This window comes from Aquiflexum lacus (assembly GCF_015476655.1).
In the GTDB taxonomy this organism is placed as follows: Bacteria; Bacteroidota; Bacteroidia; order Cytophagales; family Cyclobacteriaceae; genus Aquiflexum; species Aquiflexum lacus.
Genome location: NZ_JABFHF010000029.1, coordinates 55,875 through 72,994, shown reverse-complemented (window position 1 = coordinate 72,994; position 17,120 = coordinate 55,875). Strand labels below are relative to the sequence as shown.

14 protein-coding genes are annotated in these 17,120 nt (G+C 38.6%); all 14 read right to left on the bottom strand.

What is annotated here, in order from left to right; genetic code table 11:
* Positions 1–188: 188 nt before the first annotated feature.
* Entirely contained in the window at positions 189–638 is a 450-nt protein-coding gene (locus tag HMJ38_RS20525) for a hypothetical protein (protein ID WP_194976315.1), read from the bottom strand.
* Between the two features lie 112 nt (positions 639–750).
* Positions 751–1,404: a tyrosine-type recombinase/integrase gene (locus HMJ38_RS20520; protein WP_228780176.1), complete on the bottom strand. Its 654-nt coding sequence runs from the start codon at positions 1,402–1,404 to the stop codon at positions 751–753.
* Between the two features lie 202 nt (positions 1,405–1,606).
* On the bottom strand, positions 1,607–1,870 hold the full coding sequence (locus HMJ38_RS20515) for a GIY-YIG nuclease family protein (protein ID WP_194976314.1): 264 nt from the start codon (positions 1,868–1,870) through the stop codon (positions 1,607–1,609).
* 17 nt (positions 1,871–1,887) lie between these two features.
* Positions 1,888–2,508 carry a hypothetical protein gene (locus HMJ38_RS20510; RefSeq protein ID WP_194976313.1) on the bottom strand — a complete coding sequence of 207 codons (621 nt, stop codon included), beginning with the start codon at positions 2,506–2,508 and terminating at the stop codon, positions 1,888–1,890.
* Positions 2,509–2,886: 378 nt separating this feature from the next.
* Positions 2,887–4,686, bottom strand: a complete 1,800-nt coding sequence (locus HMJ38_RS20505) for an acyl-CoA dehydrogenase family protein (protein ID WP_194976312.1) — start codon at positions 4,684–4,686, stop codon at positions 2,887–2,889.
* 82 nt (positions 4,687–4,768) lie between these two features.
* Positions 4,769–5,122, bottom strand: a complete 354-nt coding sequence (locus tag HMJ38_RS20500) for a four helix bundle protein (protein ID WP_194976311.1) — start codon at positions 5,120–5,122, stop codon at positions 4,769–4,771.
* A gap of 96 nt (positions 5,123–5,218) precedes the next feature.
* Complete coding sequence (locus HMJ38_RS20495) at positions 5,219–6,394, bottom strand: thiolase family protein (RefSeq protein WP_194976310.1); 1,176 nt, start codon at positions 6,392–6,394, stop codon at positions 5,219–5,221.
* A gap of 107 nt (positions 6,395–6,501) precedes the next feature.
* A complete protein-coding gene (locus HMJ38_RS20490) occupies positions 6,502–6,873 on the bottom strand; it encodes a four helix bundle protein (protein WP_194976309.1) in 372 nt (123 codons plus the stop codon).
* Positions 6,874–7,120: 247 nt separating this feature from the next.
* Entirely contained in the window at positions 7,121–9,526 is a 2,406-nt protein-coding gene (locus HMJ38_RS20485; protein WP_194976308.1) for a 3-hydroxyacyl-CoA dehydrogenase/enoyl-CoA hydratase family protein, read from the bottom strand.
* 16 nt (positions 9,527–9,542) lie between these two features.
* Positions 9,543–10,016 (bottom strand): MarR family winged helix-turn-helix transcriptional regulator, encoded by a 474-nt coding sequence (locus HMJ38_RS20480; protein WP_194976307.1) that lies wholly within the window; start codon positions 10,014–10,016, stop codon positions 9,543–9,545.
* 357 nt (positions 10,017–10,373) lie between these two features.
* Positions 10,374–12,131, bottom strand: a complete 1,758-nt coding sequence (locus HMJ38_RS20475) for an AMP-dependent synthetase/ligase (RefSeq protein ID WP_194976306.1) — start codon at positions 12,129–12,131, stop codon at positions 10,374–10,376.
* Between the two features lie 458 nt (positions 12,132–12,589).
* Positions 12,590–14,311 carry an Ig-like domain-containing protein gene (locus tag HMJ38_RS20470; protein WP_194976305.1) on the bottom strand — a complete coding sequence of 574 codons (1,722 nt, stop codon included), beginning with the start codon at positions 14,309–14,311 and terminating at the stop codon, positions 12,590–12,592.
* A complete protein-coding gene (locus HMJ38_RS20465; RefSeq protein ID WP_194976304.1) occupies positions 14,308–15,207 on the bottom strand; it encodes a methyltransferase domain-containing protein in 900 nt (299 codons plus the stop codon). The genes HMJ38_RS20470 and HMJ38_RS20465 overlap by 4 nt, the downstream gene beginning before the upstream one ends.
* The gene (mnmG, locus tag HMJ38_RS20460; RefSeq protein ID WP_194976303.1) at positions 15,207–17,072 is read right to left on the bottom strand and encodes a tRNA uridine-5-carboxymethylaminomethyl(34) synthesis enzyme MnmG; all 1,866 of its coding nucleotides are present in this window, start codon (positions 17,070–17,072) and stop codon (positions 15,207–15,209) included. Before mnmG ends, HMJ38_RS20465 begins: the two co-directional genes overlap by 1 nt.
* Between the last annotated feature and the right edge of the window lie 48 nt (positions 17,073–17,120).

Genomic DNA, 17,120 nt, shown 5'->3' with positions numbered 1-17,120 from the left:
AAAGTGTGAAATTACTTCTCATCGCAAGGCCGGGTTTTTAGACAGTCTGACGTTTCGCAGCTAAGAAACGTGGGGCAATTAAAACCGTTTCGCTCTCGGCTGATAAAATGTTTGAACCAAAGTACAAAATGTCTTGCTACCTGTATGCGCCCCATGTTTCTTAGGTGCTGTTGTGCTTTCGTGCTTTTTTATTTCTTAATCTTTATTCCTTCATTGTCAGCCACCAACTTAATTGATTTCAACACTTTTTGCTTAAAATCACTTTCAATCTTGACTTCTGAAACTTTCTCGCAGATCTTTTGATAGTCAAACTCGTGAATTGGATTTTCTATTTCGTCAAGTAAGATTTCAATATTGTCCAATTGACTTTGGTCAAGAACCTTGATTATTAATTCAGGTTCCTTGTCGAGTAGTTTATAAAGCATTTCATTGCTCCATTGTGAAAATTCAATGTTCGTTTCACATAAGTTGTCGAACGTACAGAGAAAGTCTTTCACCATTTTAAAAGTCAGATTGTCAATGTTGTCATGAATTGTTTTCACTTTCTCGATGTCGCATTTTTTGCAGTCCGTCTGAGCAAACGAAGTTGAAAGTGTCAAAGTCAATGTAATGGTCAATATTTTCTGTATCGTTTTCATTTTTCGCATGAAGCACAACGTTTTGCTTTATTCTATAATGTTAGAAAGCAATCCTATTTGGCATGCTTTCCTTAATATTGTGGAAAGATGTCCTATAAAACTAAAAGAATTTTTATAAATCTAAACCATCTAATGGACTTTTTATTTGGTCAAAACCCTTAGTGGTAATATGTGTGTATATCTGTGTCGTTTTAGGGCTTTCGTGGCCTAAAAGACTTTGTATATATCTTAAATCAGTGCCTCTTTCCAATAAATGGGTTGCAAAGGAATGTCTTAAGGTATGTACGGTTACGTTTTTTGTAATTCCCACAATTTTTACTGCCTTATTTAAAATAGATGAAATACTAGTTGTAGAATACCTCACGGGTATTTCCTTCGTACTTCCCTGCCCTTCAAATAAATATTCAAAAGGTCTATCTTGCTTAATATATCTCATTAATATTTCCAAAGTCCTTTGTGACAGAACTGTGTACCTATCTTTCTTACCTTTGGCCTGTTCAACTCTTATCTGCATGCGATTTGAATCGATATCTTTGATTTTTAAATTTACCAATTCACCTATTCTAAGCCCCGCCGAGTAGATAGTCATAAGGATGGCTTTATGCTTAATGTTTTTGGTTACCCTTAAAATTTTTGTCACCTCTTCTTCACTCAGCACCTCAGGTAAAGCTTTTTCTCTAATTGGTCTGTCAACATGGTAATATTTACGTTCTCCTCCTCTTACTTTTTCAAAGTAGAATTTGATCGCATTTACCCCGTTGGACAAAATCTCTCAAATCACCTAAAGGAAATATCTAACATTACCAAACTATATATACATTATTTATGTCATGACCGTATTTGTCCTACGGGGTGAATAGCTTGGTTTTGATACGAGCTTGAAACTTTCCTTTCATTTACCAGAAACCTTGAGAACTCCATTACCTCTTTTTCACCTAAGTCTTCAATAGGAATACCTGGGTAGTGATTTACCCTGTTGGATAAAAATAATGACGTAAACGGCTTTTTAAGTAAATTTTTCCATTACCTGATTTTAGATATTTTTCTCTTCGTGTAGCATCTTGTTGGCTCAGACAGCCCTCAAAGTATATTAACTTAAGTGGTCTTCTAAATCTTGTAGATATGACATTACCAGAATTATGTTCAGACAATCTACCTCTCAGATCTTTGGTATAACCAGTGTAAAAGAGATTGTCTTTTTCTGAAATTAAAACATAAACATAATAATACATGGATTCTTATTTTTATCCTACGGGGTGAATTCTTCAAATAATGGCACATAGGCCTTGATTGTACCTTCACTATACCTCCTTTCCTCCAACTTATGCACATACTCCTCGGGGCATTTCCGATAGTTTGGTACATCAAATTGATTCGCCCTTGCAACTATTATCCCTTTTTCCTCTGCTTCAAATATCATTACCATTCCAAAATCCTTGATCTTCGTTTTTATTTCCTTTAAAAACTGCTCTGAGTAGGGAACGGTCCACCATTTATTTTTACTGTCCCATTTATAGTAAGGAATGGTTTTGATCATTTTCATCAATCCTGCATGAAAACCAAAAATCAGCTTCAGTCTTCCTGACCTGCTTTTTATAATTAAAACTTCATTTTTGCCGATCTTATGTTCTTTACCTATGATTTTTACCTCAATTTGTTCATGTTCTTTCAGTATGGAAATCCGCTCTCCAAAGTATTGCTTGATCCTTTCAAGATTGCCGGGATAATGGGGGACATCCCAGAAAAAGCCTTCCTTATTCCACCTTGCATACTGAATGCTTCGGATAAAATGTATATCCGCTTCATTCTTGGGCATCTTCAATATAATCTTCCGCCCGATGATTTCTACTTCAATAGGTCTTGGTTCCATGTTTAAAGATGTTAATGTGGCTAAATTGTTGGATGTCAGATGACCGATGACCGATGTTGAGGAAGTCCCCTGACCGGAAAGCAAAGTAAAACGAAGAATCGATATTTGATCTGCTATTTAGACTAGTTACTTTCTCCATAGGTCGCGATCTCCATCATGTAAAATAATTCGAATCAGCAAAATGTAAAAGAAAATGGCTGAAGTTAAACGGTTAATTCAAAACCTGTCAGCCCCGTTTGTCACCAGGGTTAATATTTACTAGGTCTATAAAGGTCTAAGAACACAAAAAAAGCCCCCATCTCTGGAGGCTCTTCTTTCCTTTGCGTCTTAGCGCCTTCGCGGGAAATCAACTATAAGTTGAAATCCCATTCTTATCGATCAAGAAAACGGATATTTCCCCTTCTCAATCATATAATCCGCTATCTGTCTTCTCAGCTCCTTGGTATTGACCAGGTCGGCTTTCGTCCAGCGCTTCAAGCCCATCAGCATGACCTTTTGCTCATCGCCTTTGGTAAAGGATGCTATGGCCTCTTTGGCTGCGGTCTGTATTTTTTCCACTGCTTCAAAGAGGTACACCTGCGCCATCGCAATCTGTGGCTGACAGGCTTCTTCGCCACGGAGACTGACCAGTTTTTCTGTCCTGAGGACAGCAGATTCGGCAGCATAGATTTCTATCATCACATCGGCCAGGTTCATCATCACTTCCTGTTCGGATTCGATTTTGTCTGCCAATGCCATCGCGGCTTTTCCACCCACCATCAGAAACACTTTCTTCAGTTTTTTGATCACCTCTTTTTCAGCGGCAAAAAGCTCAGAAGTATCAATAGTCTCAAAACTAGGCACGGAAGTCAGTTCCTGCGATACTGCCATAGCAGGTTCAAAAAGATTGATTTCCCCTTTCATGGCCCGCTTTAGCAACATGCCTACCATCAGCATGCGGTTGATCTCATTGGTACCCTCGTAGATTCTGGAAATACGGGCATCCCTGTAAGCACGCTCCATGGGGGCATCGGCCGAATAACCCATTCCTCCATAGACCTGCACACCTTGGTCCACTACATAATCCAATACCTCAGACCCATGTACTTTGGCGATTGCCGCTTCGATGGCAAACTGCTCCAAGGCTTTCAATTTGGCTTCCGCATCAGAAATCCCCTCTGAAGCTATGGCTTCCATCCTGTCTTCAATGTCCTGTCCGGCACGGTAGCAAAGGGATTCGCATGCATAAGTCCTGACAGCCATTTCGGCCAATTTCTGCTTGATGGCCCCAAAGGAATTGATGGCCACGCCAAATTGCTTACGTTCCCCGGCATACTTGACAGCATAAGTTGCCACGGTTCTACAACCTCCCAATACGCCCGCACCCAATTTGATACGACCGATATTGAGGATGTTCACCGCGATTTTGAAGCCGTTCTGTCTTTCGGAAAGCATGTTTTCAACAGGAACTTTGCAGTCATTGAAAAACACCTGACGGGTAGAGGAGCCCTTGATGCCCATTTTCTTTTCCTCTTCGTTCATGGTGATGCCACCGAAACCTTTTTCCACAATAAATGCAGTCAGGTTTTTATCATCCTCGATCTTGGCAAACACGATAAAGATATCCGCAAAACCGGCATTGGAGATCCACATCTTCTGTCCATTGATGAGGTAATGTTTTCCATCTGCTGTCAAAGTTGCTTTGGTCTTGCCGCTGTTGGCATCTGAACCTGCATCCGGTTCGGTCAGGCAATAGCAGGCCGCCCATTCACCTGTTGCAAGTTTGGGCAGGTATTTGGATTTTTGATCTTCTGTACCATAGTACAAAATCGGCAAAGTACCGATCCCGGTATGGGCCCCATAGGTAGTGGAGAATGAACCTGCACCACCGATAATATCTGCAATCAGCATCGAGGTATTGAAACTCATCCCCATACCACCAAACTCCTCAGGAACCGAAATTCCCAAAAGTCCGAGTTCGCCTGCTTTATGGAAAATGGAAGGAACAAGCTCCGGGTTTTTCATGCTGTCGATATCCTCGATTCTTGGGTGTATTTCGGTATCGATAAAATCCTGACAGGCCTGGGCCATCATTTTCTGCTCCTCAGAAAACTCCTCAAATATGAAGATTTCCTGCGCCGCGGTTTCCTTGATCAGGAATTCACCGCCGTTGATTGAGTTTTTGGTTATTGTTGACATATATTTTTTTATTTGGAATATTTTAAGAAGTGAGATATGAGATATGAGATATGAGATATGAGATGTGAGATTTGGGATGTGTTTAGACTGAAAACTTATTTATCAATGAGAAGGTCATTTTCTGTAATTCTTCAATTTCTTTACAAATGATTTCTGCTTCTGTAATTTCCAAGAATTCCAATTCTTCTGAAATAATAACTTGGGTTTCCAATTCACAAAGTGATGCATAGCTAATACTCAGAAATTGCGAAAATTCTTTATTAGACTTCCTTCCTGCACCTTCTGCAATATTTGAAGGAACTGACACAGCACATCTTCTCATTTGAGATGTCAAGCCAAATCTTTCCTCTGAGGGGAAAAGTTTGGTTGCTTTATAAACTTTAACTGCTAGCTTAATGGATCTTTTCCATATATCTAATTCTTTATAGTTGTTCATAAATTCTTGATTTAAAAGTTTGAAACTTATTTATTATCGTGAAACTCTAAAATGGATTCCATTCCTATCTCAAGTCTCACATCCCATATCTCACGTCTATTTAAGTAGCTCATACACCCCTGCTACACCCTGTCCGCCGCCTACACAAGCTGTCACCATGCCGTATTTCTTGTTTTGTCTGCGGAGTTCGTTGAAGAGTTGGACGGAGAGTTTGGCACCGGTACAGCCGAGTGGGTGACCTAGGGCAACCGCACCTCCGTTGACATTGACTTTGTTGATATCCATGTCCAGGGATTTGATGACTGCCAAGCCCTGTGCGGCAAATGCCTCATTCAATTCGATGAGATCGATCTTGTCCAAAGTCAGTCCAGCTTGCTTGAGGGCTTTGGGAACTGCCTCCTTGGGACCGATTCCCATGATTCTTGGTTCAACTCCTGCCACGGCATAAGACATCATTCTGGCAATGGGTTCCAGGTTGAGTTCTTTGACCAGCCTTTCGGACATGACGACCACGAATGCGGCACCGTCAGAGGTTTGGGAGGAATTACCTGCAGTAACCTGCCCGCCCATTTTAAAGGCAGGCTTAAGGTTCGCCAGGCCTTCCATGGAGGTGCCAGGCCTTGGTCCTTCATCTGTGTCCACGATAGACTTTCTGGTTTTCCTTTTCCCATTTCCATCGATATAAGTTTCTTCCACTTCCACAGGCACGATTTCGTCTTTGAATTTGCCTGCTGCTATAGCCGCTAAAGCCCTGTCATGGGATCTCACCGCGAATTCATCTGCCTGTTCACGGGTGATATCATATTCTTTTGCCAGTTCCTCCGCAGTCAACCCCATACTCAAGTAGTAGTCAGGAGTTTCAGAGGCAATTTTATAGTTCAGGGCGGTTTTATATCCCATCATGGGCAGGAGCGACATGGATTCCGTTCCACCTGCAATGATGCAATCGGCCATGCCTGCCTTGATTTTACCCACAGCCAATGCGATGGCTTCCACTCCTGAACCGCAGTACCTGTTGATGATAAATCCGGGGTTGTCCACGCCCAGTGCCAAAAGGGAAATCATTCTGCCCATCTGCATGCCCTGTTCCGCTTCCGGGATGGCATTGCCGACAATGAGGTCATCGACCATTTTATTTTCCAATCCCGGGGTATTGGCCACCAAATGCTTGATCACATCTGCTGCCAAATCATCCGGGCGGTAGAACCTAAAGCCACCCTTTTTGGCCCTTCCCACCGCTGATCTGTATCCGTTTACTATATAAGCTTCCATATGTTTGTTTCTATTGAGGTTTATTGTTGATTTATTGTTTGTTGAACTAAAGGAGGTTGAGAACCAAGAATCAAGATTTGCTAGAGGTCAAATTCAAGGTTTGGAATTCAATATGGGTTGGATTCCACTGTTGAAATAAATCCGTTGATCATTCTTTGTACTTCGCTGATATCAGATTCAAGAGATGTGAATTGTTCCTTATCCAGTAGGCCTACCAGATTGGCAATGATAGCCTGAGTTTCCATTTCATAACTTTCCCCAAGGCTGATATCCAGAGAGTTTACAAAAGATTTAGAAGTACTTTTTGCGGTTCCTTCGGCAATATTTGAAGGGATTGAGACACTTGCCCTCCTCATTTGCGAGGTCATACCAAATTTCTCCTCAGAAGGAAATTCTTTTGTGATATGGTAAACCTTTACAGCCAAATCAACTGACTTTTGCCATACTTTGAGATTCTTGAAGTTATGTTTGACTTTCATATTCTTTCAAAATTTTAGGTTTCAATTCTTCTCTATTTCAACTTTTCTCTCTGTTTAATAATTCTGAGTAACCAATGTTTTATCCACTAAGCCAGTCTTGGTTCTTGTCTCTAGTTTCTAAAACGCTAGTTATTTAATTCAGTCATCGGCTTTCATTATAATCCTTGCTCAAATCGAACCCAAAGTCAGTCTTGATTCTTGGTTCTTGTCTCTTGGTTCTAAAACTCTCGCTTCTCGCCTCTCACCCCTAATTCCTAAGCGGTTTCCCTTTAAACAGAATACTATGTATCCTCTCCAAGGTCTTCTTTTCCCCGGTAAGGCTGAGGAAGGCTTCCCGCTCGAGGTCGAGTAAGTATTGTTCACTGACTTCCGTAGGGGAAGAAAGGTCTCCGCCGGACATTACCCATCCTAATTTTCTGGCGATCTTGGCATCGTGCTCTGAAATGTATTTTCCATAGAGCATTCCGGTGATACCTGCTTCAAACAGGGCCAAGGAAGTTTTGCCGAGAACTTTGATATTGGTCTGTTGTAGGGGTTGTGTATAGCCTGCATCATACAATGCCAAAACCTTTGCTTTTGCTTCCGCCAATTGACGTTTACGGTTCAAAGTGATATTGTCTTTCACCTGAAGGTATCCCAAGCCCCTTGCTTCTTCTGCTGAAGTAGATACTTTGGCCGTAGCTATGTTCATAAAATACTCCTGTAGTCTGTTCAATTCCACATCGCCTGCTTTGGCTTCGTTGGAAAATCTCAGGGTCATTTCCTTGGTACCGCCTCCGGCAGGAATCAAGCCTACACCAAATTCCACCAAGCCCATATACAATTCTGCATGTGCTTGAACGGCATCTGCATGCAGTGAAAGTTCACATCCACCTCCCAATGCCATATTGTGCGGAGCAACTACTACAGGAACGGAAGAATATCTTGCCCGCATCATGGTATTTTGGAAGCCGGCTATCATGAGGTTGATTTCATCAAATTCCTGATCTCCGGCAAACATAAACAACATGGCAAGATTGGCACCTGCAGAGAAGTTTCCGCCTTCATTACCAATGACTAAACCTTTATAGGATTTTTCGGCCATGTTGATGGCAGTATTGATACCTTCAATCACTTCCTGACCGATTGCATTCATTTTGGTATGGAATTCCAATCCGATGACCTCATCACCCAGGTCATAAACAGTGGCACCTGCATTGCCCCAAAGCTTTTTGTTCGCCGCTTTGAGTGTATCCAAAATGATAAACTCTTCAGTACCTGGAATTGGCTGATAGGATTTTGAAGGGATATCGTAATATTTCTTTTTACCGTTTTCTACCTTATAGAATGAATCGTTTCCGGCTGAAAGCATCTCATGGACCCAAGCAGCTGCTTTTTCACCGGCAGCTTCCATTTTTTCCACGGTATCTTTTACACCAAGGATGTCCCATGTTTCGAAGGGACCCAATTCCCAGCCAAATCCTGCAGAGACCGCTTGGTCTATTCTATACAGTTCATCGGAAATTTCAGGGATTCTGTGAGAGGCATATTTGAAAAGGTCATAAAATGAAGCTCTGTAAAATTCACCTGCCCGGTCATCAAAATTGACCAGGAATTTGATTCTCTTTTTGAGGTCATCGATTTCTTTGGAAGCTTCCAAAGCCTTGAACTTTGGCTTTTCGGCATCTTTGTATTCAAAAGTCTTGAGATCCAATTCTTTGAGTTCCTTGCTGCCATCTTTGTGACGGATCATCTTGAAATAACCCTGTCCGGTTTTATCTCCCCACCATTTATTGTCATAAAGTACTTTTACGATATTGGGCAATTGGAATTTATCCCTTGATTCATCATGGGTAAGGGTTTTGTACAGGTTGTTGGCCACATTTACGGTAGTATCCAAACCAACTACATCCATGGTCCTGAAAGTAGCCGACTTTGCCCTGCCTATGATAGGTCCGGTGAGTTTATCCACTTCTGACACTCCCATACCTATTTTTTCAATGGCATGCATTCCTGAAATAATGGCATAAACACCAATCCTATTGGCAATAAAAGCAGGTGTATCTTTACATAACACTGTTTCTTTGCCCAAGAACCTGTCTCCATAATCCATCAAGAAATCGATGATGTCAGGATTGGTTTTTGGTCCCGGTATAATTTCCAATAACCTCAAATAACGAGGCGGATTGAAAAAATGTGTTCCGGCAAAATTTACCTGAAAATCCTCTGATCTTCCCTCGCACATCAGATGCATTGGAATCCCTGAGGTATTGGAAGTAATCAAAGTTCCAGGTTTTCTATACTTTTCTACTTTCTCAAAAAGTGACTTTTTGATATCCAACCTTTCCACTACTACTTCAATGACCCAATCAAAATCTTTGATCTTTGGAAGGTCATCATCAAAATTTCCTGTAGTTATCCTGGATACAAAAGCCGCATCATAAAGAGATGCAGGTTTTGATTTCAAGGTACTATCCAAAGCTGAGTTGACCAATCTGTTTCTGACAGCTTTGTCTTCGACAGTCAGTCCCTTTTTCTTTTCCTCTTCATTGGGTTCATTGGGGACAATGTCAAGCAATAAGACCTGCACGCCAATATTGGCAAAATGGCAGGCTATTCTTGACCCCATCACACCGGAACCCAAAATCGCGACTTTCTTAATTGTTCTTTTCATAAAATTTTTGTTGGATTTAGAGTTCGTACAGATTTTCGTACGCATTGGGGTTTATTGTTTCTGATTGAATATTTTCTATGACTTGATTGATCTTTTGGAATACCATAAAGAAGTCATTCAATTCTTGTTCACTGACCACTTCCCGTACCTGTTCATTGAATTCCATGATGGTTTTGACGGATATTTCTTTTTTTCGCTTTCCTTCCGGTGTCAGGAAAATCCTAACAGAACGTTTGTCTATAGGATCGGGCTTTCGGAAAATCAACTCTTTTTCTTCCATGCTTTTGAGCATCCTGGTCAGGCTTCTGGCTTCCAATCCCATCAAAGGGGCAATCTTGGTGGCTGGAGTACCTTCCTTGGAATTGATGTTGATCAATACAAATCCGATGGCTGTGGTAAAATCTTCCTGAACAGCTTGTTGATTATACATCCTCGATATGGCATGCCATGCACTCTTTATGTGATAATCTACTGTTTCTTCGCGCTTCATAGGTATAATTTTAATACGACTAAGTTAAGAAAAATATTGTATGCATGCATACTAAATACAAAAAAAGTTATGCATGCATAATAAATTAATCAGATATAATAATGACATAAAAAAAACTATATTCTGAATATTTACAGAGTATAGTTTATATAATTGGTCAATAAGGAATTTACTTCAAAAAATCAAAATCATATTTCGAATAATTTAATTCATATATATAAACAATGATGCCAGTAAAATTGTAATTCGATATAATTCATGGCAGGACCCTAAAATGTCCGGTACTTCGGTCTTCTGTCTTGCCTGAAATAGGATATTGGGTAACTGGCAAAGAAGCGTATAACCATATTATCATTCCTAACTATACAGCTCCTCAATTTCTTTGGCAAATTTTTGATGGATAACTTTCCTTTTCAATTTCATGGTAGGCGTTAACTCTCCCGTATCGACTCCCCATTGAGCATTGAGAACTTTGAATTTTTTGACCTGTTCCCATTTTCCAAAATACTTGTTGAGTTCTTCAATTTCTTTTTGGAATTTATCAAGAATTTCAGGCTTTTTAAGCATTTCTTCATCGGAAGTATAGGGTATGTCCTTGTGTTTACACCAATCCATCAATCCTTGTAGACTTGGCACAATCAAAGCTGCAGGAAAATTTTTATTTTCTCCCACTACCATAACCTGATCGATTACAGGAGATTCTTTATACTTATTCTCCATAGGCTGTGGAGCAATATATTTCCCTCCTGAGGTTTTGAACATCTCCTTTTTCCTATCGGTAATCTTGAGATAATTATCCTTATCCAATTCCCCTATATCACCTGTATGAAACCATCCATCCGGCTCAAGTACTTCAGCAGTCAGATCGATTTGCTTATAATATCCCTGCATGATATTTGGTCCTTTGGCCAGGATTTCACCATCAGCAGCGATCTTAACCTCTACATCCTTGACAAGTTTTCCAACCATACCAATTCGAATATCCTTGTGGTTACAAATTGATGCAGATATCACGGGGGAAGTTTCAGTCAAGCCATAGCCTTCGCAGACCGGAATCTGCGCTGACCAAAATACTCTTGCCAATCTTGGCTGTAGTGCAGAAGCTCCGGAATTGATCTGCATGATGTTTCCACCTAATGCTTCTCTCCACTTACTGAAAATAATTTTATTGGCCATTTTCAACTGAAAATTATACCAGGCTCCTTGATCTTTGGTGGGTTCGTATTTCAATCCCAAGTTAAGCGCCCAGAAAAACAATGATTTTTTTACTCCGGTAAGTTCGTAACCTTTAGAAACGATCTTATCATAAACCTTTTCCAATAAGCGCGGCACGGTATTGAAAACATGTGGTTGAATCTCTTTGAGGTTATCTCCAATGGTTTCCATATTTTCTGCATAGTAGATGGAAATTCCCATGTACAAAAAGCAGAAAGAACCTGTTCTCTCGTAAATATGACACAAAGGGAGAAAACTTAGGGCCTTTCCAATACCCTTTGAAACAATAATCCGGTCTTCAATGGCAAAAAGATTATGGATTACATTACCATGGGTCAACATTACCCCTTTTGGACGACCGGTGGTGCCTGAGGTGTAAATTATGGTAAAAAGATCATTGGTCTTGATGGTTTCTTTTGTTGAATCAAGTTCTGCAACATTACCTGATTCTCCTGTTTGCATAAAATCTTCCCAATATTCACAGCCCTTTATTTTATCAAAAGAAAAAATCTGCACATCCATTTCCTTGGATGCTTCTTTTGCTTTTCCATAAATTTCCTCATCTCCTACAAATACTTGTTTTACTTCTGCATGGTTGAAAATATAATTATAATCATCTGCGGATATGGTAGGATACATGGGAACAGATATGGCCCCAATTTGCTGTAATGCCAGATCAATAAAATTCCATTCAGGTCTGTTATTGGAAATGATAGCAACTTTATCATTCTGATGGATCCCTGATTTTAAAAATGCAAGACTCAAATTGTCTACAATTGATTTCAGATCTCTAGAAGAATATTTTTTCCATTGGCCATCTATTTTTTGCGCCAAAGCATCTTCTTTATCATAATTGGCAATCTGATAATTGATCAAATCAAATAGTCTGCTGATCTGCATAATTATTTTGGGTTAGGGACAGAACGTCAAATTATGAAAAAGACCTCATTTATCCAAAACCCATTCTTAGAGGTTTATGCACAGCTTTATATTTATATTATTTTATTTAATTAAATAAAACTATTAAAGTTATTAAGGTGTGGATTTGTGGGTAAGTATTTGCCTTTCATTAATCAACACTGATGATTGGTTTTATGGATCATCTATTCACAATCTCTTAACATTACTTATTGTGTTAAGCTATTGGATTTGAATTGATTATTAAAGAGATCACAATTTGTGTGGATTAGTTAGGAATAGATAATCAGGTATAAGTTTGTGTTCACTGAAATGTTTATAAGTGTGGATGATGTACTAGTTATCAATTGGGTTTTTCTATTTGTTAAATAATCGATGTTCTTTTGAGTATAAGTGTCAGGTTATACCCAAGTTATTATTGTGTTTCCACACGTAATCGTCTAGTTGTCTACATTAATTTCTTCGATTATTTTTTCATTTGAATCTTTTTGTAGCGAATTATTTCCCAGTCCTACGGCTTTATTCGGTTCAATAGTCACTTCTAGTATCCAACCTGCTCTTATTGTAGTATCTCTTGAATTTTCATCATTAGGGTTTTCGAGATAATATATTGGTTCTGCCTGCCTATTTTCCATTAAATTAGACGTATCCCAACGTTTGTTATTATTGTTATCTATTATTGCCCTAATGTAATAAACGCCCGGTTCAATATTATTGAATATGGTCTCATTGGAATCGATAAGGTATTTTTCAGCTATAATTTCGTCCTTTTTATTTAAAATTTGAAGGATTATTGGTAACTCTGTCGTGTTAACTTTTACTTTTACTTCCTCTGCAAGAGATTCTGCATTAAGCTTTTTATACGCGGCTTCTAATTTATTTTCATTGTATACGCCTTCTATATCTTTAAATGTTGAATCTGAAGCGTAAAAATTAAATGATTCATTGCTAATTGAGTCTGGTATCGGTAAAGCAATTGTTAATAAGGTTCTGTCGATACTGTCCTTGAAGTAAGTATATTCCTTTTTGATCTGGATAATAGATGCTGTATCATACTTGAATATCAAAGAGTCATAATTAATCTCATTTAGAGGTTTATTGAATTTAATATCCAATGAAAGTTCGCTGATAAAGCTTTTTGGTCCCTGAATAGAAGGTTCCAATTTCTCTTTTGCTCTATCACTTTCCTCAAATTTGGCATAAATCAGTGTGTCTATTTTGTAGCCAACAGAATCTACCAGATTCAATTGAATGGCTGTACTGTCATTTTGTAGTTCTGTATGATAAAAACGTATGATTTTTTCATTTTTTCTAAAAAAGATTTTGTGATTGATATCTTCATGTTCAATATTAATTTCTACTGGAAATTTGCTCACCACGACATCAAAATTATTGCCAACTGCTGCTCTGCGATTGATTTTGAATTCAGAAATGTCTGATTTAGAAATATAGAATTGGACACCTGAAATATCTGTGGTTATATTTATGGTATCTCCTAAAAAACCGTAGGCTTCCAATTTTTCCTCTGCTTTGAGTGAATTATTTGAATCATGCCATGCATATGCCAAAAATTCACCTGCTTTTATGTTTGTTATATTGAAGTTGCCAACAGAGTCTGCCTGCCCGATATAATAGGGTGGTGCGGTTAAGATATCAGTAGTATCACCCAATGCATAAAGCCCAACAAGGACATCTTTCATCAACTTTTCTTTTTGGGGAAATATATAGGATACATTTCCGGAGAAGGTAAGACTGTCTATTGTAGGTCCTGTCGAGAAAACCAATTTCAGGTTATCCGGCACATTATTTTCTGTAATGTCTTTGATAGTTTTTTGAAAGTTAAATACATAAGTTGTACTGTCTTCCAATTCTTGATTGAGTTTTAGAATAACTTTGTTTTTGATGGCAGTTACCTCCATTTCTTCTTTTTTGATTCTTGGAGTAATGATGATTTGTTTGTTAGGATTCTCTACTTTGACATATTCGTCAAATTCCAGTTCAATGGTTCTTGGTTTAATATTTAATGATTCATTTCTAGGAGTAATTGATAATAATTCTGGTGGTTCTTCATCTTTTGGACCGCCCATTGGTGTACTTTGTTTTGCACAGGATACTAGTAATATAATAATATATATAGTAAATAAATATTTAAAATATTTCATTTTTTCTTTAAAACAAATAATAAACTTGAATAATTGTTTTCATTATTTTTCGCCCATTTATTGGATAAATACCCCTTTTTAAATCCGCTAATAAAATGTTTTATTGAATTTTCTCCGGGGTTCTTGTATTTTTCACTTAACAGGGATACGTAGAAACTATCAAACCTCATGGGTTTTATTTCTACTATTTTCATATCTATTTCTGTTGCAAACCTTTCCATGCTATCAATGTCAAAATGATATAAATGTCTTGGTACATCATATGCAGCCCAATTCGTATCATAATAGTGGGAATCAAAAGATTTTACATTGGGTACTGCTATAATTAAAGTTCCGTATTTCTTAAGTTGTTTTGCTAGGCTTTTCCCTGTTTTTCTCAAATCATGTATATGTTCCAAGACATGAAATAAGGTGATGATATCAAATTTTTTGTCTTTTTTTATTTCCTCTAAAGATTCAAAAACTTTGATTTTTTTTTGATGAGTTATTTCCCGTGCAATGGGATTGGGTTCAATGCCTGTTACTTTCCATTGTTGCCTCATGGCCTCTTTTAAAAAATACCCTGTTCCGCATCCTATATCCAATAATTTACCTTTAGATGGATTGATCCGATTGATCAGCTTGACTTTGCTTTTGATCGTTATTTTTCTGACTATTTTGTAGAGAAAGTTGGTTAGATTGTTTGATTTGTTTTGATGTGATATATAATCTTTTGATTCGTAATATTTTCCTATTTCTTCAAGTCCCGGTCTAGGATTTGTGAATATGAGTTTACAGGTTCTGCATTGGCATAATAAAAAATTCTCCTTGCTGATAGCATGGTCTTTTATTTCTTTGTGATTAAGAAAAAGCCCGCTTTTGCAGAGCGGGCATTTGGTTAATCTTTCTTTAGACATTATCTTCCTAGATATACTGTTAAAATAGAGAGATCTGCGGGTGATACGCCGCTTATTCTTGAGGCTTGGCCCAGGGTCTCAGGTTTTACCTTGTGAAGTTTTTGTTTCCCTTCGGCTGAAAGTGCCGGTATAGACAAATAATCAAAACTGATAGGAATTCTATAATTCTCCATATTATTGAGTTTTTCGACCATTTGTTGTTCCTTCTCAATATAGCTTTCATACTTGATCTGAATTTCTGCTTGTTCCAATACCTCTTTTTTATATTTTGAGAGGTATAGTTTTAATTCTTGATCTAGTTCCATTATTTGATTAAGGCCTAACTGAGGTCTTTTCAGCAGCTTTTCTATGGAGACTTTCTCTTTGATTGTTGCAGTTTCATACCCTTCTAACCCTTCATTGATGATATCGGGAGAAAGCTTTTTCTGTTTTAAATCATTGACCAATTTGGCGGTGTCAGATTTCTTGTCGAGCATTTTTTCAAGCCTTGAATCATTTGCTAAGCCAATTTGATGTCCCATCTGAGTAAGCCTTAGATCCGCGTTGTCTTGTCTTAACAGTAGTCTAAACTCTGCCCTTGAAGTAAACATTCTATAGGGTTCTTCTGTACCTTTATTGATCAAGTCATCAATAAGTACACCTATATATGCATCAGACCGCTTCAACAAGAAAGGCTCATATTCTGCTATTTTTCTTGATGCGTTAATGCCTGCTATCAATCCTTGAGATGCGGCTTCTTCATATCCGGTAGTCCCGTTGATTTGACCGGCGAAGAAAAGATTTTCTATCAATTGAGTTTCTAATGTTAATTTCAATTGTGTCGGTGGAAAGAAATCGTATTCTATGGCATAGCCTGGTCTGAACATTTTTGCATTTTCGAAACCTTCAATTTTTCGCAATGCTGCATATTGTACATCTTCAGGAAGAGAAGTTGAGAAGCCGTTTACATAGATTTCTACTGTATTCCACCCTTCGGGTTCGACAAAAATTTGATGCCTCTCTCTTTCTGCAAATCGATTGATCTTATCTTCAATAGATGGGCAATACCTAGGCCCAAGTCCTTGTATTCTACCATTAAACATAGGTGAACGATCAAATCCTGTCTCTAATGTTTTGTGCACCTCTTTATTGGTATAGGTAATCCAACAGGTTCTTTGCTTTGTAAGAGGCTTGGTTTCGTCTGAATATGAGAATTTTTCCGGATTTTCATTTCCATATTGGATTTCCATTTTCGAATAATCCAAAGACCTTCCGTCAACTCTGGGAGGTGTTCCTGTTTTCATTCTTCCTGCCTCAAAGCCCAATTGAACCAACTGTTCTGTTATGCCTTTAGCCGCCGCTTCACCGGTCCTACCCCCACCAAATTGTTTTTCTCCTATATGTATGATGCCATTTAGGAACGTTCCATTTGTAAGCACAACACTTTTGCTTTGTATTTCTAGACCTATTCCTGTTTTGACACCACAAACTCTGTTGTTTTTTATAACAAGTCCACTGATCATTTCTTGCCAAAAGTCAACATTTGGAGTATGTTCTAGCGCCAATCTCCATTCCTCTGCAAACCTCATTCTGTCGTTTTGTGATCTTGGGGACCACATGGCAGGACCTTTTGATCTGTTCAGCATACGGAATTGAATCATTGACTTATCTGATATGATTCCGGATAAGCCCCCAAGTGCATCAATTTCCCGGACGATTTGTCCTTTCGCCACACCACCCATTGCAGGATTACAGGACATTTGGGCAATCGTATTCATGTTCATGGTGCAGAGCAGCACCTTTGAACCCATCATTGCGGCAGCGTGCGCAGCTTCACAGCCTGCATGTCCTGCCCCTACCACGATCACATCGTATATTGGAAACATAATTAATTTTTTTGTTAGTGTTTCACGTGAAACATTTCTCTTGTGGAA

Coding starts and splice junctions, on each gene's coding strand:
- HMJ38_RS20525 (WP_194976315.1), bottom strand. CDS start 638: ATGAAAACGATACAGAAAATATTGACCATTACATTGACTTTGACACTT.
- HMJ38_RS20515 (WP_194976314.1), bottom strand. CDS start 1,870: ATGTATTATTATGTTTATGTTTTAATTTCAGAAAAAGACAATCTCTTT.
- HMJ38_RS20510 (WP_194976313.1), bottom strand. CDS start 2,508: ATGGAACCAAGACCTATTGAAGTAGAAATCATCGGGCGGAAGATTATA.
- HMJ38_RS20505 (WP_194976312.1), bottom strand. CDS start 4,686: ATGTCAACAATAACCAAAAACTCAATCAACGGCGGTGAATTCCTGATC.
- HMJ38_RS20500 (WP_194976311.1), bottom strand. CDS start 5,122: ATGAACAACTATAAAGAATTAGATATATGGAAAAGATCCATTAAGCTA.
- HMJ38_RS20495 (WP_194976310.1), bottom strand. CDS start 6,394: ATGGAAGCTTATATAGTAAACGGATACAGATCAGCGGTGGGAAGGGCC.
- HMJ38_RS20490 (WP_194976309.1), bottom strand. CDS start 6,873: ATGAAAGTCAAACATAACTTCAAGAATCTCAAAGTATGGCAAAAGTCA.
- HMJ38_RS20485 (WP_194976308.1), bottom strand. CDS start 9,526: ATGAAAAGAACAATTAAGAAAGTCGCGATTTTGGGTTCCGGTGTGATG.
- HMJ38_RS20480 (WP_194976307.1), bottom strand. CDS start 10,016: ATGAAGCGCGAAGAAACAGTAGATTATCACATAAAGAGTGCATGGCAT.
- HMJ38_RS20475 (WP_194976306.1), bottom strand. CDS start 12,131: ATGCAGATCAGCAGACTATTTGATTTGATCAATTATCAGATTGCCAAT.
- HMJ38_RS20470 (WP_194976305.1), bottom strand. CDS start 14,311: ATGAAATATTTTAAATATTTATTTACTATATATATTATTATATTACTA.
- HMJ38_RS20465 (WP_194976304.1), bottom strand. CDS start 15,207: ATGTCTAAAGAAAGATTAACCAAATGCCCGCTCTGCAAAAGCGGGCTT.
- mnmG (WP_194976303.1), bottom strand. CDS start 17,072: ATGTTTCCAATATACGATGTGATCGTGGTAGGGGCAGGACATGCAGGC.